Below are 22,682 nucleotides of genomic sequence, written 5' to 3'. Positions count from 1 at the left end.
GTTATTGAAACGGCACACTAGTAAATCTCGTAAGGTGTTAAAGAAGGTAACCATGCACATGTTAATATGGAATCAATAGAGGGGGGAGAGCAGGGTGCAAGAACAACCTCAAGGGGCAGGCTGGAAGCAGTTCTATCAATTAATCAAACAGACCAATCCACCCAAGAAACTAATCGCCATTGCGCTTACGTTCAGCATGGCTACTACTTTAGTAAGTTTAGTCGTGCCTTTGTTTACTAAGAATCTGGTTGACGGCTTCTCGCTTTCTACTATCAGTGGAGGGCAAATAGCCCTGTTGGCCGGTGCTTTTCTTATTCAAGCCTTGGCATCTGGAGTATCGATATACTTGTTCAATCGAGCAGGGCAGCATGTTGTAGCCAAGCTTAGGGAACGTCTGTGGAAGAAGCTGCTTGTGCTGCGAATCCCCTATTATGATAATCAGGAGACAGGGGAAACGATCAGTCGGGTCACGAATGATACAGGTCTTGTAAAAGGGTTTATCAGCGAACATCTGTCGAACTTCATTACAGGGATTGTAGCGATAATAGGCTCCGTAACTTTGTTGCTTATATTGGATTGGAAAATGACGCTGACCATGTTGACGGCCGTCCCGCTTGCTGTGGCGGCGTTAGTGCCGCTTGGTCGGCAAATGTTCAAGATCTCCAAAGGTGTGCAGGATGAGACAGCGCGGTTTACCAACGTGCTGACCCAAGTCGTCTCGGAGATTCGCCTGGTGAAATCCTCGAATGCAGAAGCGGTCGAGTACGAACGAGGAATTACCGGAATCCGGAATTTGTTCCAATTCGGGCTCAAGGAAGGCAAAGTAGCGGCCATGATCGCTCCGATCATGTCTACAGTTATGATGCTGCTCCTGGTGCTGATTATTGGTTATGGCGGCTTGCGAGTATCGAGTGGTGCTTTAACGGCTGGAGATCTGGTTGCGTTTATTCTATATTTGCTTCAAATCATGTTCCCTATGACTCAAATCACGCAATTTTTCACTCAACTGCAAAAAGCCAGAGGCGCAACGGAACGGATGATTACGATTCTTCATTCCGAAGAGGAAGAGCCTAAGGCAGGGCGAGAGCTGGTGAAGGTAGATCAGCCTATTGTAATCGATCATGTCTCGTTCTCTTATGCGAAGGAAGGAGAGACGATACTCGAAGACATTTCCTTCAGCCTGGAACCAGGCAAAGTTACGGCGATTGTTGGTCCGAGCGGCGGCGGCAAAACGACCCTATTCTCGTTGCTAGAGCGCTATTATGAGCCGGATGCTGGGGAAATCCGATTGGGCGCAGACCCCATCCAGGATTATTCACTAGAATCCTGGCGGGGCCGCATCGGGTACGTATCGCAAGAGAGTCCGCTTATCTCCGGTTCCATCCGCAGCAACATTTGCTACGGGACGGGAAGAACGGTATCGGATGAGGAACTTAAGGAAGCGGCTGTTATGGCTTATGCCGATATGTTCATTGAAGAGCTGCCGGAGAAGTATGAGACCCAAGTGGGAGAACGGGGGATTAAGCTCTCTGGCGGTCAACGGCAGCGAATCGCCATTGCGAGAGCTTTGCTGCGGGATCCTAGTATTCTTATGCTGGACGAGGCTACATCCAGTCTCGATAGTAAATCGGAGATCGTTGTGCAGCAAGCTTTTCATAATCTGATGAAAGGCAGGACCACTCTTGTTATCGCACACCGTTTATCTACTGTGGTCGATGCTCATCAGATCCTTTTCATTGAAAAAGGCAAACTAACCGGAAAAGGAACACATGCCGAGCTTTATGACACGCATTCGTTATACCGGGAATTCGCAGACCAACAGCTGCGGATGAGACAGGATACGGAGCACCGCATCGAAATTGGAAAGGGAGCACGTATATGACCAGACTGTTGCTAGTTGATGATGATCCTCATATTCGCGAGCTCGTTCGGGTATTCTTAAGCAAAGAAGGCTTTGAGGTAATCGAAGCTTGTGATGGGATAGAAGCGCTGGCCATGCTGGATACATCCGCACCAGATATGGTCATTCTGGATATCATGATGCCGAATATGGATGGTTGGCAAGTATGCAAGGAGCTGCGTGAGCATTATGATCTGCCGGTGCTCATGCTTACAGCGATTGGAGAAACGCAGCAGAAGATCAAAGGATTCGAGCTGGGTGCTGATGATTACCTGGTGAAGCCATTCGAGCCGCTTGAGCTCGTTGTCAGGGTCAAGGCTTTGCTGAAGCGTTATAAAATTGCAACCTCGCAGATTGTCCAAGCTGGGGAGCTGGAGTTGAACCGAAAAACGTATGAGGTCATACTCGAGGGTCGGAATTTGACGCTGCCGCTCAAGGAGTTCGAGCTTCTTTTCAAGCTGGCCAGCTATCCCGGCAAAACGATCTCCAGAGAGCAGCTTATCGAGCAAATATGGGGCTATGACTTCGAAGGCAATGAACGGACGGTTGATGTTCATATCAACCGCTTACGTGAACGCTTCCCGGAAGACCGCTGCTCCTTCCGCATCAGTACGATCCGCGGTCTAGGATATCGTCTTGAGGTGCTGGGATGAAGAAACGGTACTTTGCCCTTCGCATTGTTCAAGTTATTATGATGGTCTCTTTCGTCTGGACCCTTGCGTTCCTGATCACTTCCTTCTTCTATGATTACTATACCAAGCCTCGGCATTGGGATGAGATGATGGCTAGAGGCAGCACGATAGCAACTTTGTACAGCTCCGATCACAGCGGCAATCCGGATGAGACGGTACGGCAAGTGGCTAACCTTCGAGACGATCTGATCGTTCTGATCGATAAGGCGGGTACTCGCAAATCATTCGGACCGACGCATACGATAGAGACAGGGGCTGGGGCTGAGGCTGAGGTCGGAGGTGGGTCCATGTCGATTGATGTTTCACCAGAGGAGTTGGAGTTGGTACTGGCAGGGGGAGAGATCCGAAAGCTGCCGCGTCATAATCCGTTCCGCTCCGGGGTAGCAACAACGGGTCAAGCCTTTATCCTGAATGGACAGCCGCATGCCCTGTTCGTGCAATCTGCCACTCCCAGCTTATTTCAGGATTATGGCAAACAGTTGGTAACGATTCTATTATCCTTTACATTGATGACGTTATTGGCTTCCATTATGGGGGCCAGGCACCGGAAGCATATGAATCCGATGCAAGCGATTATCGACGCGATGAAGCGAATGGCCAAAGGCGACTTCAATGTCAGTCTGCAGCCGCGTCTGCATTATCGCGGCCCGTTCGGGGCCATTGCGGAGAGCTTGAACGATATGGCCGTGGAGCTGAATGAGATGGAACGTATGCGGCAGGAGTTCATCTCCAATGTCTCGCACGAAATCCAGTCCCCGTTAACGTCCATCAGCGGGTTTACTCGCGCTCTGCAGAGTGAAAAGGTGAGTCCGGAGGACAGAGACCGCTATCTGGGAATTATCGAGATGGAGAGCAGAAGGCTGTCCAAGCTTAGTGAGAACTTATTGAAGCTGACGTCCCTGGAATCACAGCATCATCCTTTTGAACCGAAGCGCTTCCGTATCGATAAACAAATTCGCAACATTGTGTTGGCTTGTGAGCCGCAATGGGTAGAGAAAAATATTGAGATGGATGTCTCCTTCCAGGAGACAGAGTTTGCCGGTGATGAGGAATTGCTCAGCCAAGTGTGGATTAACTTGATCAATAATAGTATTAAGTTCACGCCTAACGGGGGAACAATCGGAATAGATGTGAGAGGGAAGGAACATGAAGTTGTTGTGCGTGTGTGGGATACAGGAGCAGGTATTGCGGCAGAAGACCAGCCGCACATATTCGAACGGTTCTACAAAGCGGATAAGTCGAGGAATCGTTCCAGATACAACAGCGGAAGTGGATTAGGGCTCTCGATTGTCTGCAAGATCGTAAGTATGCACAAGGGTAGCGTAACTGTGGAGAGTAAACTCGGGGAGGGCGCTCTATTCACCGTGACTTTACCTTATCCGTCTGGGCGATGAGAGCGCGGCACAACTGCATAGCCTATTGCTTCTGTACTTGTGAGAAGCGGTAGGCTATTCTTTGGGTATGAGGTGATTAAGATTGCGAACGGCAATATCTGCAACTATGACAAGACTCCTGGTGTTCTTGGGAGTGATTTTTTTCGCTTGGATGACTTTACAATCCTTTAGGAATACTGCGACCTGGACAGGCTCTAATTGGACTACAGCCGGGTTACTGCTGCTTGCTGCTATTGTAATGATTGTGCTCGGTTATGCTGTGAATCGATATTTAACCAGAACGCAGGCTATTGCGGCTGTCCTGGTGGTCGCGGCAGGCTTGCGATTCGGCTGGATCCTGTATGTCGATACACAGCCGGTATCTGATTTCCTAGATATGTATTCGGCTGCGCAGAGCGCTGTTCGAGGAGATTTCTCTTTTGGCACATCGGAGTATTTCACACGTTGGGTGTATCAGCTTGGCTTCACCATGTACGAAGCTTTGCTCTTATCGCTATTCGGGGACAGCCTGATGGTGCTGAAGGTGTTCAACGTCCTGTTCAATACGGCAACAGCAGCTGTTATTTATGCGACGGCTGCTCGTTTGTACGGGGAATGGAGCGGTAGAGCGGCGGCTCTGGCGTTCGCTCTTTACGTACCGCAGATCATGATGTGTTCGGTGTTGACCAATCAGCATATCTCTACCTTTTTCTTTTTCCTTGGCTTGTATTTGGCGGTTCGAGATCAAAGGGAAGCTAGTTGGTACCGTTGGGTGCTTATTGGTCTTTGCTTCGGAGCAGGGAATCTGATGAGGCCGCTCGGGAGTGCTTTTGTAGCCGCTTATTTGGCCTTCGTAGTCTTGTACGGACTGTTGCCGCGTCGCGAGGGTGCTATTGCTATTCCTCCATGGAAGACATTGGTTAAGGCGATCGGTGTGGCAGTTGTGTACTTGATAGTCCAACAAGCGGCGAGTCTGTCCCTGCAGGCTTCAGGTGTGACACCTTATCCGCTGGCTAACTCGGAACCGTATTATAAGTTTATGGTTGGGGTGAACCCTGTGACGAATGGGGGCTGGTCGCTCGAAGATAACATGTATGTAACGCAGTATCCTTCGGGAGAAGAGCGGAATGAGGCGACCCGGCGCTTGTTGATGGAGCGGCTGGAGAACAAGCCGCAGCTTGTCGAGCTGCTTGTGCGCAAGCTGAAGATCATGTGGGGGGATGAAGACTCCGCTTATATGTGGAGCTTGTGGCAGCAGGATCGGCCTGAATTGCAACGATTGATGATTCAAGGGGAGCGAATCGGGTATTTGCTCATGAGTGTATTCGGCTTAATCGCTATGGTATCGCTGTTGTTGGCCAAGAGAAAAAAGGATAGTGATGTGCCAACGTACCCGCTATTGTTGCTGCTTGTCTTGGGGTATGCTGCGATTCATATCGCGATCGAGATTCAGACGAGGTATCGGATGGATATTATGCCGGCCCTATTCATTCTGCAGAGCTATGGGATATGCAGGATGTGTGTGTGGATCGGTGCGCTGCGGATCACTTCACCACAAGCACCGGACAAGGAGCATACTGAATGACCTTGTGGCTGACGCTGCCCAGGAACATTTCTGTGAAGCGGCCTAACCCTCGACTTCCCATGATGATCAGATCGTAGCCGCTTTCTGCGGCGGCTTTGCAGATCGTCTGGGCCGGGTCGCCTTGTACGCTAAGCCAGAAGCTGCCCAGTCCGGCTTCCTCGACTAGGCTCACGGCAGGCTGGATCAGCTCCTGTGCGCTGTCCTCCTGCATCTCCAGTACATTCGTGCCTGAGATAGGCTCCAGATAGGGCAGGATATCTTTTACATGCATGATGGTGAGAAGGGGATTGCTGTCTAGGTTTCCCGCCAGTTTTATAGCGTGATCCAAGGCACGCCGAGCATGCTCTGAACCATCAATCGGGATAAGGATCTTAGTATACATAGTCATATTCCTCCTGAATGATGCTTCTTGAATCTTATCTCATTTATTACCCGAATCTGCTTAGATATAAACGTTAAGTACCGATTAAATGCAGATTTATTTGCCCCTCGAGAAGCTCCATCATAGTTGTTAAGAAATTGTTCAGTAACCGCTGCTACACTATACCTAGAAGGATTAGTCGGGGGGCTTCTAGATGCTCAGAGTGTTGGTGGTAGATGATACAGCTTTTATGAGATTTATGATGAGAACCATTCTAGAAGAGCTGGGGTTCGAGGTTGTTGCGGAAGCCAAGAACGGCAAAGAAGCGGTAGATGAGTATTCCAAGAACAAGCCCGATCTGGTTACAATGGACATTACTATGCCTGAGATGGATGGTGTGGAGGCGTTACGGCTGATCCGTAAGATAGATCCGACTGCCAAAGTCATCATGTGCTCGGCTATGGGTCAGCGTGACATGGTTCTTGACGCCATTACTTACGGAGCAAAAGATTTTGTTGTAAAACCGTTCCAAAGGGAACGGATTCAAGAAGCGATCACGAAAGTTTTTCACTAGTCATTTGTTGGTTGTTATAAGCGCATGGACCGTTAATTATGCGGGCCTCATGTGCTTATTTTTGGATTGGTGCCTAGATGGTGGTGGTCGGGGCTCTGCTATAGAGCGGAACTCGCCTTGCAGGGCGGTGTTTGGAAAGAATCGCGCCGATGATGTATTAAATAAAGTCGAACACGGTTCGATACAACCCTATGTGATTGGTGGACACTCGCTTGGCACTTTAACGAATTGACTTCCTACATTGAAATAGACACAATATGGCTACATTAGGAAACAAAACTCCATTGATTTTCGAACGTCGTTCGACTAATATTTGAATATATTCGAACAGTATTCGAAAAAAGGAGTGGGGTTTGTGAAAGGAATTATTAACTTTTCTTTGAACAACAAATTTGCATTATGGATCCTAACGATAATCGTTACCGTTGCGGGTCTTTATTCTGGACTTACGATGAAGCAGGAGACGATCCCGAACATTGAGATCCCTATTTTGACGGTATCGACTGTGTATCCTGGAGCGGCTCCTCAAGAAGTAGCGGACAAAATTACGATCCCTCTCGAGCAAAGGATTAAGAACTTGAACGGGGTAGATGTAGTAACCTCAACCTCCTCAGAGAACGTATCCTCCATCATTGTCAACTATGAATATAGCAAAGACCTCGATAAAGCAGAGACGGAGCTTCGTGAAGCGATCAACGGATTCGTTCGTCCGGAAGGTGCCCAGGAGGTGCAGACCTCACGCATTAACTTCAACGCATTCCCAGTCGTCTCCCTAAGCATATCAGGTGAGAACCAGTCTCTGGAAGAAATTACGACACTGGTGAACAATGAAGTGAAAAGCGCGCTAGAAAGCATTGAGGGTGTAGGCACGGTAGCTATTGCCGGTCAACAGGTTAAGGAAGTGCAGCTGACGTTCAACAAAGCTAAGCTGGCATCATTGGGTCTTAGTGAAGATATGGTGAAAGGAATTGTGCAAGGCTCAGCTTTGAAAATTCCGCTCGGTCTGTTCGAGATGGAGAAGTCCGAGAAAACCATTGTAGTGGACGGCAATATCACAACTATAGAGGACCTTAAAAACATTAGTATCCCGGTAGTTCCAACGGGTGCCGCTGCTCCTGGAGGGCAACAACAAGCAACAACAGCTCCTCCAACTGTGGCCCCAACCGCAGGACAACAAGCAGCAACAGGCATTTCGACTGTCAAGCTGAGTGAGATTGCGGATGTTAAGCTCGTGGCGAAGCCGGAATCCATTTCCCGCACGGACGGCAGTCCTTCGATCGGGATTAACGTTACGAAGACGAATGATGCTAACACCGTTACAGTCGTTAATGGAGTAAAGAAGGTAGCCGACCAATTAAAAACCGATCATCCTGGTGTGAACATGCTCGTCATGCTCGACCAAGGGAAGCCGATTGAAGAGTCCGTCAAGACGATGTTAAGTAAAGCTCTATTCGGAGCACTTTTCGCCATTATCGTTATCTTGATTTTCTTGCGAAATATTCGGACTACCCTTATCTCGGTTGTCTCCATCCCGTTATCCTTGTTGATAGCCTTAGTTGTCCTCAAGTGGATGGATATTACATTAAATACGATGACACTAGGCGCCATGACGGTTGCCATTGGTCGAGTCGTCGATGATTCGATTGTTGTTATCGAGAATAACTACCGCAGGATGTCGATGCGCTCGGAGAAGCTGAAGGGGAAGGCCCTTATACTTGATGCTACTCGCGAGATGTTCCTGCCGATTATGTCCTCGACGCTTGTAACGATTGCGGTGTTCCTGCCTTTGGCAACCGTTAGCGGCCCGATCGGTCAAATCTTTATTCCTTTTGCATTGACTATGGTGTTCGCGCTTCTTGCCTCTTTGTTAGTGGCCATCACGATCGTGCCGATGCTTACGCATTCTTTTTTCCGCAAAGGGTTGAAAGTCAAGCATGAGCATAACGATGATGAAGTCGGTGCATTAGGAAAAGGGTACCGGAGAATGTTGAGTTGGACTTTGAGACACAAGTTGGTTACCTTTTCGATTGCTATAGTGCTTCTGGTAGCCAGCTTAGGCCTAATCAAAGTCGTAGGAGTCAGCTTCCTGCCCGAAGAAGAACAGAAGTATGCTATGGTTACGTATAGCCCGGCGCCTGGCGGCTTGTTAAGCGATTCCGAGCAGACCGCTATGACAGCGGAGAAAATGATATTGGATCGTGAAGGGGTAACGCACCTGCAGTATTCCGTGGGCGGTACGAACCCGTTCAGTGTGGGACCGTCCAAATCAGCACTCTTTTATGTGCAATACGAGAATGATATCCAGGACTTCGATAAAGAAAAAGACAACCTGCTAGAAGAGATGAAAAAGATAGAACCGGCCGGAAACTGGGCATTCATGGACTTCGGAGGCGGCGGTCTGGGCGGAAGCAAGCTTAGTATGTCCGTGTACGGAGATAATCATGATGATATTAAGAAAGCGGTCGATCAAATTCAAGAGGCTTTGAAGGATGACCCGACTTATGAGAAAATCGACTCCAGCCTTTCCAAAACCTATGAACAGTACACGCTGGTAGCCGATCAACAGAAGCTTAGTCAGTTAGGCTTGTCGGCTGGCCAAATCGCGATGAAGCTTAGTCCGGTTCGAGCGCGCCCGCCATTGACTGAGGTGAAGGTGGATGGTAAAGCGTACAAAGTATATGTGAACGTCGATCAAGCGCAGTACGGCAGCATCAGTGATATTGAGAATGCAACCATCCAATCGCCACTAGGTATCCAAGTTCCTTTGAAGGATGTAGTCAAGGTTCAGAAGGGCACATCGACTAACTCCATTACGAATAAAGACGGGAAGCTGTATGTAGACGTAACCGCGAATATTACGGTAAAAGACGTAGGCAAGGCCTCTACTGAGGCTCAAAATAAAATAAAAGCACTTTCGTTGCCGACTAATGTTAAAGTAGACTTCGGAGGCGTTACGGAACAAATTACAGAAACGTTCACTCAGCTTGGCTTAGCTATGGCAGCAGCGGTTGCGATCGTATACTTGCTGCTCGTCATCACCTTCGGCGGGGCTATCACGCCATTCGCTATTCTGTTCTCCTTGCCTTTCACCGCTATTGGCGGCTTGCTGGGCTTGTGGATTGCGGGCGAGACGCTTAGCGCCTCCGCTATGATGGGAGCTCTGATGCTGATCGGGATCGTCGTTACGAATGCCATCGTGTTGTTGGATCGTGTGCGGCACAAAGAGATCGAAGGTCTCAGTACGCGAGATGCGTTGATCGAGGCAGCAGGAACCCGATTGCGTCCTATTCTGATGACGGCTCTAGCTACAGTCGGAGCTTTGCTGCCGCTAGCGCTTGGGTTTGAGAGCACGGGAGGCAGCATTATCTCAAAAGGTCTAGGGGTAACCGTTATCGGCGGCTTGCTTAGCTCCACATTGTTAACCCTTATTATCGTACCGATTGTCTACGAATTTCTTGCCAAATTCCGCAGAAAGCAAACGGTCGAATCCTAAACCGAAGCGGCGGTGTTACCATTGACTGAGAAGAAACAACAGATTATTGATGTGGCTTTGAAATGTTTTGCCGACAAAGGGTATCAGAGCACCTCCATCCAGGAGATCGCCGATGCCCTCGGCATGGCCAAAGGATCGCTGTACTTCTACTTCAAGTCCAAGGAGGATCTGCTAGTCTCGATCTGTAAGCATCATTTTGACTTGATGTTGAAGGATTTCCGTTCGATCATGGAGAATAGCGGGTTAGCGCCCCGAGACAAACTGATCCGGCAAATCACATTGAATTATTCCCATTTTGTGGAGCATAGTGATTTCATTAAGCTGTTGATGACGGAGCGCTTCGAGTTCAACGAGGAGATCCATCAGTCTATATTCGTCCTGCGGGCCTATTCCTTGGTCGAGAATCAGAAATGCATCCTGGAGCTGTACGGGGAAGAAGCGGGACCCTACTCATTCGATGCCGCAACCATCTTCAGCGCCATGACTACCGGTTATATGGGCTATGTAGTCAAGGAACAGATGACGTTGGATGCCAAGAAGGTTGCGAGCTTCATGGTAGACCGACTTGATGATGTCGTATATGGCATGATCAGCAAAAAAGTAGAGCCGATCATGAAACAGGATGAGATCCAAAAGTTCATGTCGGAGAATCCTACCTGCGGGTTTAAAATTAACAGCGGGGTTGTCGATGATATTCGAGCTATCCGTGAGCTGGTCGATTCGTTGGGGTTAAAGCCTGTGAAGCAAGAGGAGCTGGAATCTGCACTGCAAGTGTTGGAGACGGAATTCGACAAGCCTGATCCAAGTAAAGTGGTAGTGAAAGGAATGCTGGCTCTGCTGAAGGGATATAAGGCGAGTACGATGAAGAAGCATATCGCGAATATTGAGAGTTATTTGAAGTAATACGGGAAAGCCCGACCATGCGGTAAGAACGCAAGTCGGGCTTTTTTGTCAGTTCATTTCTTGCTTCAACCAATAATAGATCACATCGGCCATTTGGAAATAACCTTCAGGCAGAGGATGAACCCCATTATTTTGCCGCCGAATTGTTCTCGAACTGCGGCTATTGGCGGGTACCATATGGGCAGGCATATTGTTAACCGTATCCAGATTCACGTAAATGGGAATGATCTCAATTCCTTCAGCTTGCCGGTTCGCATAACGTCTAAGGATCTCGGTATTCCATAGCTGCAGCTTGCGTCTGTAGGTACGACGGTTCTGATTGGTCCCATAGTTCGCTCCGAAGCTGTCTTGATCGCGGGAAGGAGGGATACAAGGCATCATCCCGATCCGAATGTGCGAATCGTACGATTTGAACTGGGCGATGATCTCATCCAGCATAGGGAATCTCTGCTCAATAATGTGTTGAATGCCTCCATGAGTTTCCGCGTGGTATATATCGTTTATACCAAGATGAATGCACACGTCGGTGATCCCGCTATACTCGTTTTTGAGCAAATACTGCTTAATATCCATCCGCCCATCAACAACAAACGGACTTTCCTCACTATTAAAGTACTGATCCGACCGCCATCCGCCGCGCCCCTCGTGGGCATTGAGCCCTTCCCCTTTGGTCCCAGCGAGCTCCAGATTCATAGAGTCCCCTGCGAATAGACGCAGTAATTCAGCGGTATAATGTCCAGCGCCGGTCGTGCTATCGCCTATAAATATAACTTTGCGGTGAGTATTGGCGTTTGAGGCTTGATCTGCGACACGGACCGTCGTATCCGCTGCTGACAATTGGGCTCCATACTCGTCATATACTTCTATCGATAAGGAGTAATCACCGGTCTCAGTCGGAACAGCCGTCCATCGTTCGTTCTCATGCTTGCCTAAGCTTGTCTTAACCACGAAATCGTAACGCCTGGCATCACCGTATATCAGATTGTCGAAATACACATTAATCTCCTTGCCTACCAAGGCTGGAATAATCGGGGGCAACAATAAGTCGTAAGGCTTCAACTGTTCCGTCATCGGGATTGGACACCTCTTTATGGGTATGGGTGGAATACATTCCGATTATACTTACCAATGTTTGGAATCGTCAATTATTCGCAAAAAATTTATCCAACGGGTGACCGATAGCCACTTCTAGTATAGGTTATTTGTGTGGAGAAGACAGTTATTTCTGGGATAGCCTATTTTACTACTGGTTATTGGAATGGTTCTGAGGAAAATCGGCTAACAATGCGGAAATAGGGGATAGTCAGGTTGGCTAATTAGTGCCTTAGGGATGAAATGGCCAAAATAACCAGTACTAAAATGGCTTATCTGTAAACGGCGAGCCACTATAATCCAAACTGGCGACAATAAGCAGAAGTGGAGGAGTCAAAAACAGCGAAATTGTGCTTGAGTAAGGGAGAAATACATCGGAAAAAGCCTTAGTTGCTTAGCTGACGTCGGTACTCTACCGGCGTCAGCTTGTTTATGTCTCAAGGTGATAGATCTATACTCAGCAAGTGACCAACCAGAGAATGTACAGCACCTGGTTATTCAAGTGTACATCGGAATGACCGATAATGATCCTTCTCTAAAGCTCCCCCGTCAGGCCGCCTCCGGTTTTTTCCTTACGATATAATCCCGGCGTAGAGCCGGTAATTTTCTTGAACATTTTGATAAACGTCTGGCTATGGACGAAGCCGACCTGCTCCGCGATATCCTGGACTAACATATCAGAAGATTGCATCAAGCGTATCGCTTGCTCGATTCGAACGTTGTTCAAATAATCGATGAACTTCACGCCAAATTCCTCTTTGAACAGTCTGCTGATTGAGGCAGGATTGATATGGAACTCATTGGCCAGCATGACCAGAGACAGGTTCGGATCCGAGTAATGTCCGTCGATGTAACGTTTGATCTCCTGCAGCACACTGCGGTTGCTTTTAGACTCTCGCCATTTGCAGAGCTGTTCCCAGACGGATTCCAGGACAGACGTGAACGTTTCATCGATGTCCGACAACGTTTCGCCTTCCTTCAGTGCCTCTTCCAATCGGGCGCTTTCCTTGAGCCATACGGATTGCAGCTCGTCAGGCAACCCGATCATCTCGCGTTGCACCTGGAATAACAGGATGAAGAGCATATGACGGATTTGCTCGCCGCTGAACTTTCCGTTCCGGATCGAAGACAGCAGCAAAGCCCATTCCCCTGTCCATCCGGCCTCACCCATCCGGAAGGAACGGCTGATTTCCTTAATGCGTTGGAGCTCTTGTACGATTTCCGGGTGACCATCCTCCGGCAAATGACGGAAGGCGATGACTCGATTCAAGCCGAGCGGCACTTTATAAGCAAGTGCTTCTCTTGCGGTTTTGAATGATCTGGATACGGTATCGATTCGATCGACTGAGATCCCTATACCGATCGTTACCGTAAATGGAAGATGCCGCTCTGTCCAAATACGGAAACTGTCGAGCGCTGCTTCTATTTCCAGTTCGGCGGACTTCTTACCGCCATAGGCGGCAATAAGCCCAAGCTGATGCTCGGCCAGCCAATCCAGCCAGACGGAGACGCCGGCAGCGGACATCGTTTCTTGAAGAGCGGATTGAAGCGCGTAAGTCAATAACTGCCTATCGTATTCGGAGTAGTGGCGGCATACAGACGCTAAAAACCGGTCGATTTCCACAATCGCTGCCAAGGTCGGCCCCGATTCAAGCGGGAGCCCCGACTGCTCGGCCTCCTTCCGCATCTCACGGGTAATCGACTCTGTGCGGCCTTCCGCAAGCTGCCTGAAATGATGAGTACTCTTGAACTTTTTGTTCTCTTCATTCTCCTTGCTCAATGTGTCGGAAAGATTCAATAAGCTGTCAAGCGCCAAACCTATCGTTTGGAATTCATCCCGCTTATCTGGCGGCATCGGCGGAGATGATTTCTTTAACGATATGGAGCCAACCTGGCGGAACAGCGATTCTACCGGCCGGGAATGCCGACGGGAGACATATACGATCCATACGAGTCCGAGCAGCATGCACAGCACGCACAGCGAAATCGAGACGTACATGATCGGGGCTACCCAACCGAAAATGCCTGGCTGCAGCATGCCGCCTTCGATTTTCCAACCGGTGTAAGGCATACTGGCGGTAACCAGTTTTTTGCGATTTTGCTTCCCTGTGAGAGTCTCTGAATTCAGGGTGGAAGCGATTAGAGTGCCATTCTTATCTGTAAGCTCCAGATATCCCGTCGCTGTTTCAGTCGAGCTCATCAGAAGCTCTCTTAAAGTTTCGATGTCAATGTTCGCGACAACTAGCCCTCTCGTGCGAAAGTCGACAATTCTGGTTAAGGATACCACTTCCGTCTGCTTCGTGACGAACGGACCTGCGATCAGCCTTCTGCGGTCCCCCCAATCAAAACGGGTATCGGACTTCATTTTTTCTTCGATGTAAGCCTTGTCAGCGAAGGAGTCCAACATGGAAATGTTGGTCGGCCCGAGTATGGTTCCTTCCTCAGGTATGTACAAATAAACGGAATGTAGAAGAGGAAGCCGGAGCTGCATCTCCCCTAGTGCGGTGGCGGCTCTATACAAGTCTAGCGACTTGTCCGTTCCGGCATAATAAGCTATAATCCGACTGTCTATGGATACGGAAGGATACATCGTATTCTCAATGTTGCGAAGCGATTGCTCGATTAGTTGAAGCGCGTTATTAGCTACCGCTTCGTTCGACTTCAAGGCTGATCGCTCTGATAGCTGCCGGAAGCTGACGAAAGCAATGAGCATCAAAGTCACACTAACCGTAAGAAAGACGGGTAAATACGAAACCAATAAGCGGTAAAACCAGTTTCTTCTCATCATGCTCATCCTTTCACAGGTTTCCGAAAACGCTTTCGTTGCTAATGGACGTGAATCCCATTCAATCATGTAAGTTCTATTATTTCTAAGGTAGGAGTATTCGTCAACAGCATTCGATAATCTCTAAAGAATAAAGTAGATGGACGATTTTTACTGGATGATACTTTTTTGCGGCAATCCACTAAGTCGTGTGATGTGCATTTTTTCCGTGCCTATTCCAAATATAAGATGCTCTTTATTCTCCCTATTTAAAAACGTTCACTCCGTAAAAATGCCCTATATTCAAAAGGTTGCTCCATCGGTACGATAAGGGCGTATCCATTGCAATCGGCGAATAGCCAGGAACAAAACAAATAAGGGGTTGAAGTAACATGAAACGATCATTGAAAACGATTTCGGCGGTAGTACTGACGGCGAGTTTGTTAGCCGCATGCTCCTCGAAGGAAGAACCAGCGGCGCCGGCGAATAGCCCGGACCAGTCCAAGACAGGGACGACCGCTCCAGCGAAACAACAACTGACACTGCGAATCATGATCGATAGTCCTGCGAATGCAAAGCTTCCAGCGGCTAATGAGGATTTTGTGCTGAAGAAGATTGAAGAGAAATTCAATGTTAAGCTCCAGGTTGATTACAACGCAGCAAGTAACGATTACACGAATAAACTGAACGCCCAGCTTGCCGCCAATGATCCACCCGATATGTGGAGGGATGTGAACGGCGACGGAGGACAGAAATATGCACTCGACGGGTTGCTCGGGGATATGACGAATATCGTAACTCCACAAGCGATGCCGAACTATTTCAAGTACTGGGTAGACGAACCCACACTGAAAGGCTACCAGGTGTTTAATCAGTTCTTGCGGGCTCCGCTTCCTTACAACAAAGAAGTGTACCGCGCGTGGTATATTCGTAAGGATTGGCTAGATACGCTAGGTCTTCAAATCCCCAAAACCTATGATGAATATTTGAATGTGCTGCGGGCATTTACGAAAAAGGATCCCGACGGCAATGGCAAAAATGACACCTACGGGTTCACAACAGCAGGCGGCGGCACAACTCTTGGCTTGGATTGGCCGGAGTTTCAGAAAAATGGACTCATAAGCGCTGCCTTCGTTGAGAACAACACATTTATTGATGGGCAAACCGACCCTCGAATTGAAGGCGTTTTGAACGACATTATTAAAGTAATCGGTGAAGGACTTGTTGATCCAGACTGGTTATTGAACAAAAACCCGCAACACATCGACAAGGCGGCGCAAGGTAAATCCGGAGTCATATATGGAACGGTGAAAGAACTCGCTTTTGATTCGAATCCACAAGGCTTACAGACCAAAACGAAGCAGCTGTTCCCGAAAGCGAACTGGGTGCCGTTCACTATGTTCGGAAGTACACCGATAGCATCCGGGGTCGCTCCTGGCAGCCCGTTCCTGTTCCCAAAAGGGGTCATTGATAAGCAACCGGAAAAGGCGAAACGGATTGCAGAAATATTGGATTGGCTGGCCAGCGAGGAAGGCTTCATTATGACCCATTACGGTCTTGAGAACAAGCATTACACACGCAGCGGCAGCACCATTACTTTGAAACCGGAAGCCATTCAAGAGGACATTATCAAAAAAGGCGACTGGCTGGCCATCTGGGACTTCTTCACACCTAATACTCCGAAGACATTCGGACTTACTGTTGTAGATCCTTTGGAAACAGAGCGCGATCGTGAAATTACGAAGGCGATTGCAGCAATTCCTATAGCTCCTTATATTGGAGCAAGCCTTACTCCGCCACAAGGCTTCGATTTGGGCACGTATCGGGCCAAACAGCGGGAAATGCAAGTCAAGGCGGTATTAGAGGATAAATCGGGCAAAAACTGGCCGAAATATCGCGAGGAACTGATGACTAAGTTCGAAGGCAACAAGCTGCACGAAGCATACACGGCGTTAATCAAAGCGGCTGGTTTCATCAAATAATGCACGTTCGTAACAGAATAGAACGAAACACAGCCCCTACGCTTTTTTAAAAGCTAGGGGCTGTTGTTTCGCTTGGATGTTGTATTTCAAGCAGTCGAGGTCGAACGCCCCACAATCGCCCGCAGCGCCGAGATCAACTCGCCTGCGCCGACGTTGGAGGAGACGCCCGGCGTCCTAATATCAGGGCTACTGCAGCATGAAAGCGATTTACCGGTCAACGATATATAGGTGGGATACATGTCCATATTATGTCCAAAAGTTCCGCTCAGACGGAGGTTGTCTCCATCCGCCCATCCTCTCTAGACTACATCCAAAGACAAGGTAGCGAGTGGTCCCGGATCTGCGGCTATGTCCAGCACGTCATATACAGGAATCGGGAACATCGGTATCCCCACGTAGTAAGGTGTAATCTCATACAACTGGAAATAGATAACGAGTGCTTTGTCTGCCAGGTAGTAATCCTGGTTCGAGTTGATGGTCGTAAAAGGTTGAATCGTCGGCAAATCTCTCTGCTTGAGCTGGACCGCGACATTGGCGGACAACACCCTCACATAGTCTGAACCAGGCTTGAACAGCTCGTTCAGGGGGTATAGCTTGCCGGTATTCACGTTGAAGGTCAACGACTTGGCCAATGTATTGCCGTGCGCCATCGGATACGAATAGCCGTAGTTACTAAGAAGGAGGCTAAGTATGCCGCGCTCATTGGTCTTGATCTCATATTGTCCGGTCATCTCCATATTAGAGCCGGTCTGAATTTTCTGTTGCTCTTGCTGCAGGATGTGCACTTGTTTGTAAATGGTGCGGTTGATATAGTCTTCTGCTGCTTGGTAGGGGAGGCCTACAACATTAGGGTATTGAATTTTCACACCTGGCGCAGTGAGAAAACGAGTTTGCACTTGAACGGGAAGCTGATAAGTAGCCATAAGTATCGGATCATTCCTTCCTAGACTAAAATTACATACATTAGCCTATTCAAGTGACCGCCCATTGGTTAGCGATGTTCCGAGATGTTGCTACGACTATTGTGATTGAACTTGTAGGAGCCTGTTAAAGCGTGTTGAGCGGCATGGGTTTGGGGTAGGTCACTCGTCCCCGAAACTTCAGCGCAAGTGAGTTTGATGGCGAAAAAGAAATTATATAGATTCACAGAAATATTTATACTAAAGCATTTACTTTATAAAGAAAACGATTTAATATAGGTTCAAGGATAATTTCTCCATACATGACGAATTGAACCGACGAAACGTCCGCAAGCAGGAAGGAGGGGTAAGAAAAAAGCTTTATGCCTAATGATATATTTTCCGCGCTCGCTGATCCAACACGCCGCCGTATTCTGGAGATGCTTGCTGACCATGAAGAGTTCTCCGCATCTCAGATCCACGAACAATTCCAGGTCAGTCCGCAGGCGATCTCCCAACATTTGAAGATCCTGCTTGAGGCGAATTTGATCCAAGTGAAAAAGAGGGCGCAGCAACGCATCTATCGCATCGACACTGATGCAATGGTTCAATTCGAGGAATGGTCCAAGAGCATGAGACAACGATGGAGTCGGCGCTTGGATACATTCGAGGCCGTCATGAAAGCAGAAATGGCAAAAACCGCCGAGACCCAAAATAAGCAGGAGGAACCCTAATGAACCTAAATTCTAACAAGCAAGACCTCGTCATCACCCGCGTCTTCGATATCCCGGTCGAGTGGGTATGGAAAGGCTGGACTGATCCCAAGCTGGTCCCGCTGTGGTGGGGGCCGGCGCACTATACCTCACCGAGATGCGAAATCGATCTTCGCGAAGGCGGGAAATATGTATTCTGCATGCGGGCGCCGCAAGAACAAGGGGGGCAAGATTACTACTCCACCGGCGTCTATACGAAGATTGTGCCCTTTGAACGCCTTGAATTTACGCAGAGCCTGTCCGATGCGGACGGAAACCCGATAGATCCCGCTCAGGTGGGCATGCCCCCGGATTTTCCGAAAGAGATCAAATTCGTCATGGAATTTAAAGCTCAGGGTGACACCCGGACGGAACTGACGATCACTGAACACGACTGGACGCTGGGCCAAATGTCCAAGTACGCCGTCATCGGCATGAACCAGTCGCTTGACAAGTTTGAAACAAGTATCGGAGCGCTTCATCATTAAAGGATCGGAAGAATCGAAAAGTTCCATAAAAATCTATGGATGACTAGGAGATGAAAGATCATGCAAAACAAAATTACTCCCTTCTTGTGGTTCGATAAAAACGCGGAAGAAGCCATTACCTTCTACAGCTCCGTCTTCAAAAATGCGAAAACGTTGGACGTTACCCGTTACGGGGAAGGAGCACCTTTTCCGAAAGGTACGTTGATGTCCGCGACTTTCGAGTTGGACGGCCAGAGGTTCATGGCGTTAAACGCCGGTCCCCATTTCAAGTTTAACGAGGCCGTTTCGTTTTTCGTGAATTGCGGGACGCAAGAAGAAGTGGATGATTTGTGGGAGAAACTCACTGCTGACGGAGGGGAACCCGGACGGTGCGGCTGGCTGAAGGACAAATTCGGCCTGTCGTGGCAGATCGTGCCCACGAAAATGGGCGAGCTGCTGGCTGACAAGGATGCCGGGAAAGCGAAAAATGTCATGGAAGCCATGCTCCAAATGGATAAAATCGATATGAAAGCTTTAATACAAGCTTATGAGAGATAGTAAGAGTTTATTTGAGAGGAGTCTTAGCGACTCCTCTTTGTTATAAAATCTTGCCGTTACAGACAACGCGGAGAATCGTATCACAAGTATGGCGAAATGTATCATTGCCTATTGCCGGTTTCATCTCACGAAAGATTTGTTCCACAAACACGAATTCGCGGGTTAGATGTTCTGTACGCTTATTCCCAGATCAGGGTCGAAGGTGAGCATTTGGGTCGCTATCTTGTCTATGAAGAATCGATCATGGCTTACCGTAACGACAGCTCCTGGAAAATGGATTAAGGCTTGCTCCATGACCTGTATGCTTGTCAGATCAAGGTGGTTGGTCGGCTCGTCCAATATAATAACGGCAGCCCCCGAGAGAAGACACTTGGCTAGAGCAACTCGGGCCTGCTGCCCTCCGGATAGATTACCGATGACTTTGCTTAGGTCTATCTCTGAGAATTGGAGCATCGCTAGAAATTTGTTCACTTTTTTGCGTGGCGCATTTAAACCAAGTCCCGAAATATTGACCGCATGGCTAACGGTGTCCTTCAGATCAAGCTCATCCCACATCCGGTTAAAGTAAGCGTAGCTGACGCCTCGCTCCCAAACAACCTCACCAGAATCCGGTTTCTCCTGTCCCGTTAGCACCTTAATCAGTGTCGACTTCCCACTTCCATTGGGGCCCACGATCGCGATTCGATCTTCCTTCTGAATGTCGAAGCTTATATTGTGGAATATCGTTCGATCATCATACCTCTGTCCAATTTGGCGCACTTCACACAGCTTATCAGGAAAGCGTAATTGATCATAAATATCGGTAATAAGCACGTTCACAGGATGCGGCTCAATCCGTTTCTTCATATCCGTCAGCTTGCGCGCGATTCGATCCTTCGAGGATTTCTTGTGCGAGCGATTATCGATGGCTTCGGACTCCATGATAAGCAGCTCTTCCTCCCATTCAAATTGCCGGTCCAATTCTTTCTTGCGCAGCCTTTTTTTGCGGATGTAATCGGTATAATTACCCTCGTATTCTTGAAAATGATAGTTCTCAATCTCAATCGTTCGCGTAACGACTCTGTCTATAAATTGCCGATCATGCGAGACTAGAATCATCGCCCCATTGTAACGGTGCAGCCACTGCTCCAGCCAGGCCAGACCTTCTAAATCCAAGAAATTCGTAGGCTCATCAAGCAAAACAACATCGGGCTGCTCAATTAAGATTTTGGCTAGTGCAGCGCGATTCCTCCAACCCCCGGACAATTCATCCACTGGTTGATTCCTCGATCTGTCATCGAATCCCAGCTTGGTAAGAACGGTGTTGATTTCGACAGCTACATTCCAGCCATCCAAATGTTCCATTTGATCAAAAAGCTCTGCTTGCCGTGTTAGCAACCCATTCATCTCGTCTGCATCGATGACTTGACCCAGCTTTTCTCCGACTTCCTTCAGTTCTTGTTCAATACATGCAACCTGCTCGAAGATGAGCTCCAATTCCTGCTGCACAGACAGCCGTCCCTGCATTTCGGAGAATTGGGAGAAGTAGCTCATCTTCACCTGAGGGTCTACTTCCACCTTTCCAGCAGTAGGTTCCTCTTTACCCAGAATCAGCTTAAAAACAGTCGATTTACCGGCACCATTACGTCCGATCAGACCAATCCGCTCCCCCTTGCTCACCCGGAAATAAATATCACGAAAAATCAGGGTATCTTCATATTTCTTTGTTACATTTTCCATCCGAATTATGCTCATGCTAATCACCCTTTTATTTATTGCCTCTACGCACCTTTAACAGCTTGCCTTTTACTGTCGTGTTTTTCATGGTTTCAAGCACAAGCGGTCCTTTGCCATTCAGAATCTCAACATCCGTCACATGATCGAGAATCGTAATGATCCCAATATCGTCTGCGGATACCCCGTCAAGCTTAGCGATCGTGCCGACAAAGTCTACGGCTCTAAGTTTTTTCTTCTTGCCGCCATTGAAGTTAAGCTTCATAATCTGCTTGTTTAATTGCTCGCGTTTATCTTTTTTCAATTCAGGTCCAACATTTATTTTCTGTTCGAAATCTTCTCTACGGCGATCAACTGCCTCTTCGGAGGGGGCCTTCACTTTCGGTATCGCAAATCCAATATACGCTTCAATATCGGCCAATCGCTTGGCATCGTTAGGCGTGACGAGGGTAATTGCTTTACCCGTCTTGCCTGCCCGTCCCGTTCTTCCCGTGCGATGTACATAGCTTTCCTTCTCAAGCGGAATATCGTAGTTAATGACATGTGTAATATTCGTGATATCGATCCCCCTGGCGGCTACATCTGTCGCAATCAGGTAGCGGAATTGTCCCCTTCGGAACGCATTCATCACCTCGAATCGCTCTTCCTGCTCCATACCACCATGAATACGATCACATGGATAGCCGAGATCAGCCATTTCTTTGAATAATTGATCCACATGCTCCTGCGTACGGCAGAAAATGATACTACTGTCCGGACTCTCAACAATTAGCAGATCTTGAAGCAGCGCCAGCTTGTCCTTCTCCATCACCTGAATAAGAGAGTGTTCAATTGTGGCTGTCGTAATTCCGCTCGCTTTGATCTCAATTTCAACGGGTTTGTCCATATACTTGCGTGACAGCTTGGCCACATCTTCAGGGAACGTAGCGGAGAACAACATGGTAACCCTGTCACTAGGCAGCGCTTGAATGATTGACTGCACTTGCTCAATAAAGCCCATATTCAGCATCTCATCCGCCTCGTCAATAACGAGATAGGCAATCTTCTGCAGCGGTAGCGTGCCTCGTTCAATATGGTCCAGCACACGTCCTGGCGTACCTACGACCATATGCGTTTTTTGCTTTAACTCTGCTTTTTGCATATGAAAAGGATGTTTCCCATAAAGTGCAGTCGCCTTGAGTCGCTTAAAACGCCCAATATTCGTAATGTCTTCGTTGACCTGTACCGCGAGTTCACGGGTTGGCGTCAGGATTAATGCCTGCGGCTTATTCTCGTTCCAATCCACTTGCTCGCAGAGTGGTATACCATAAGCAGCTGTTTTGCCGCTGCCTGTTTGCGATTTGACAACAAGATCCTTCTTCTCAAGCGCTACCGGAATGACTTCCGTCTGAACCTCTGTTGGTGTCTCGTAGCCCAAGCTATTCAGTGCCCTCACGATTTCTTCACTTAACGGATAATCTGTAAACTGCTTCTCACTCATCTTTAACCTCTTCTACGCTATATTCGAATACCTATACATACAGATTTCCACCGTGCATCTATCGTATACTCATCTATTATACTCCCGAATCGGG

General features: G+C 48.3%; 17 protein-coding genes. 11 read left to right on the top strand and 6 right to left on the bottom strand.

What is annotated here, in order from left to right:
* Positions 1–94: 94 nt before the first annotated feature.
* The 4 genes from AC58QD_RS19075 to AC58QD_RS19060 all read left to right on the top strand — a co-directional run bounded on the left by AC58QD_RS19075 (position 95) and on the right by AC58QD_RS19060 (position 5,550).
* A complete protein-coding gene (locus tag AC58QD_RS19075; RefSeq protein ID WP_497336144.1) occupies positions 95–1,882 on the top strand; it encodes an ABC transporter ATP-binding protein in 1,788 nt (595 codons plus the stop codon).
* Complete coding sequence (locus tag AC58QD_RS19070) at positions 1,879–2,553, top strand: response regulator transcription factor (RefSeq protein WP_497336142.1); 675 nt, start codon at positions 1,879–1,881, stop codon at positions 2,551–2,553. Before AC58QD_RS19075 ends, AC58QD_RS19070 begins: the two co-directional genes overlap by 4 nt.
* On the top strand, positions 2,550–3,986 hold the full coding sequence (locus tag AC58QD_RS19065; protein ID WP_497336140.1) for an ATP-binding protein: 1,437 nt from the start codon (positions 2,550–2,552) through the stop codon (positions 3,984–3,986). Before AC58QD_RS19070 ends, AC58QD_RS19065 begins: the two co-directional genes overlap by 4 nt.
* 133 nt (positions 3,987–4,119) lie before the next feature.
* A complete protein-coding gene (locus AC58QD_RS19060) occupies positions 4,120–5,550 on the top strand; it encodes an ArnT family glycosyltransferase (protein WP_497336138.1) in 1,431 nt (476 codons plus the stop codon).
* Here AC58QD_RS19060 and AC58QD_RS19055 read toward each other — a convergent pair.
* Positions 5,510–5,932 carry a universal stress protein gene (locus AC58QD_RS19055; protein ID WP_497336136.1) on the bottom strand — a complete coding sequence of 141 codons (423 nt, stop codon included), beginning with the start codon at positions 5,930–5,932 and terminating at the stop codon, positions 5,510–5,512. The two genes, AC58QD_RS19060 and AC58QD_RS19055, sit on opposite strands and share 41 nt — an antisense overlap.
* 193 nt (positions 5,933–6,125) lie before the next feature.
* On the opposite strand from AC58QD_RS19055, the gene AC58QD_RS19050 reads away from it, so the two are divergent.
* The 3 genes from AC58QD_RS19050 (at position 6,126) to AC58QD_RS19040 (ending at position 10,881) form a co-directional block, all read left to right on the top strand.
* Entirely contained in the window at positions 6,126–6,485 is a 360-nt protein-coding gene (locus AC58QD_RS19050; RefSeq protein ID WP_497336134.1) for a response regulator, read from the top strand.
* Positions 6,486–6,840: 355 nt separating this feature from the next.
* Complete coding sequence (locus AC58QD_RS19045; protein ID WP_497336132.1) at positions 6,841–9,978, top strand: efflux RND transporter permease subunit; 3,138 nt, start codon at positions 6,841–6,843, stop codon at positions 9,976–9,978.
* A 21-nt stretch (positions 9,979–9,999) separates the two neighbouring features.
* A complete protein-coding gene (locus tag AC58QD_RS19040) occupies positions 10,000–10,881 on the top strand; it encodes a TetR/AcrR family transcriptional regulator (RefSeq protein ID WP_497336130.1) in 882 nt (293 codons plus the stop codon).
* Between the two features lie 48 nt (positions 10,882–10,929).
* On the opposite strand, the gene AC58QD_RS19035 is transcribed toward AC58QD_RS19040, so the two are convergent.
* Positions 10,930–11,952, bottom strand: a complete 1,023-nt coding sequence (locus tag AC58QD_RS19035; RefSeq protein WP_497336128.1) for an SGNH/GDSL hydrolase family protein — start codon at positions 11,950–11,952, stop codon at positions 10,930–10,932.
* A 556-nt stretch (positions 11,953–12,508) separates the two neighbouring features.
* Positions 12,509–14,758 (bottom strand): helix-turn-helix domain-containing protein, encoded by a 2,250-nt coding sequence (locus tag AC58QD_RS19030; RefSeq protein WP_497336126.1) that lies wholly within the window; start codon positions 14,756–14,758, stop codon positions 12,509–12,511.
* 371 nt (positions 14,759–15,129) lie between these two features.
* On the opposite strand from AC58QD_RS19030, the gene AC58QD_RS19025 reads away from it, so the two are divergent.
* Positions 15,130–16,719: an extracellular solute-binding protein gene (locus AC58QD_RS19025; RefSeq protein WP_497336124.1), complete on the top strand. Its 1,590-nt coding sequence runs from the start codon at positions 15,130–15,132 to the stop codon at positions 16,717–16,719.
* A 299-nt stretch (positions 16,720–17,018) separates the two neighbouring features.
* On the opposite strand, the gene AC58QD_RS19020 is transcribed toward AC58QD_RS19025, so the two are convergent.
* On the bottom strand, positions 17,019–17,642 hold the full coding sequence (locus AC58QD_RS19020) for a DUF3298 and DUF4163 domain-containing protein (protein ID WP_497336122.1): 624 nt from the start codon (positions 17,640–17,642) through the stop codon (positions 17,019–17,021).
* A gap of 359 nt (positions 17,643–18,001) precedes the next feature.
* On the opposite strand from AC58QD_RS19020, the gene AC58QD_RS19015 reads away from it, so the two are divergent.
* Genes AC58QD_RS19015 through AC58QD_RS19005 form a run of 3 tightly spaced genes read left to right on the top strand, consistent with a single transcriptional unit; the run spans position 18,002 to position 19,395 of the window.
* Positions 18,002–18,352, top strand: coding sequence for an ArsR/SmtB family transcription factor (locus AC58QD_RS19015; protein WP_497336120.1), 351 nt, complete (start codon positions 18,002–18,004; stop codon positions 18,350–18,352).
* Positions 18,352–18,858 carry an SRPBCC family protein gene (locus tag AC58QD_RS19010; protein ID WP_497336118.1) on the top strand — a complete coding sequence of 169 codons (507 nt, stop codon included), beginning with the start codon at positions 18,352–18,354 and terminating at the stop codon, positions 18,856–18,858. Before AC58QD_RS19015 ends, AC58QD_RS19010 begins: the two co-directional genes overlap by 1 nt.
* Before the next feature lie 60 nt (positions 18,859–18,918).
* Complete coding sequence (locus AC58QD_RS19005; RefSeq protein WP_497336116.1) at positions 18,919–19,395, top strand: VOC family protein; 477 nt, start codon at positions 18,919–18,921, stop codon at positions 19,393–19,395.
* A gap of 162 nt (positions 19,396–19,557) precedes the next feature.
* Here AC58QD_RS19005 and AC58QD_RS19000 read toward each other — a convergent pair whose 3' ends face one another.
* Both AC58QD_RS19000 and AC58QD_RS18995 read right to left on the bottom strand, forming a co-directional pair.
* A complete protein-coding gene (locus AC58QD_RS19000; RefSeq protein ID WP_497336114.1) occupies positions 19,558–21,129 on the bottom strand; it encodes an ABC-F family ATP-binding cassette domain-containing protein in 1,572 nt (523 codons plus the stop codon).
* 13 nt (positions 21,130–21,142) lie between these two features.
* A complete protein-coding gene (locus tag AC58QD_RS18995; protein WP_497336112.1) occupies positions 21,143–22,588 on the bottom strand; it encodes a DEAD/DEAH box helicase in 1,446 nt (481 codons plus the stop codon).
* Between the last annotated feature and the right edge of the window lie 94 nt (positions 22,589–22,682).

It is taken from the genome of Paenibacillus sp. J2R1T-4 (genome assembly GCF_059692235.1).
Note: the sequence above shows the minus strand (reverse complement) of the source record. Positions and strands in the feature narration are given on the sequence as shown.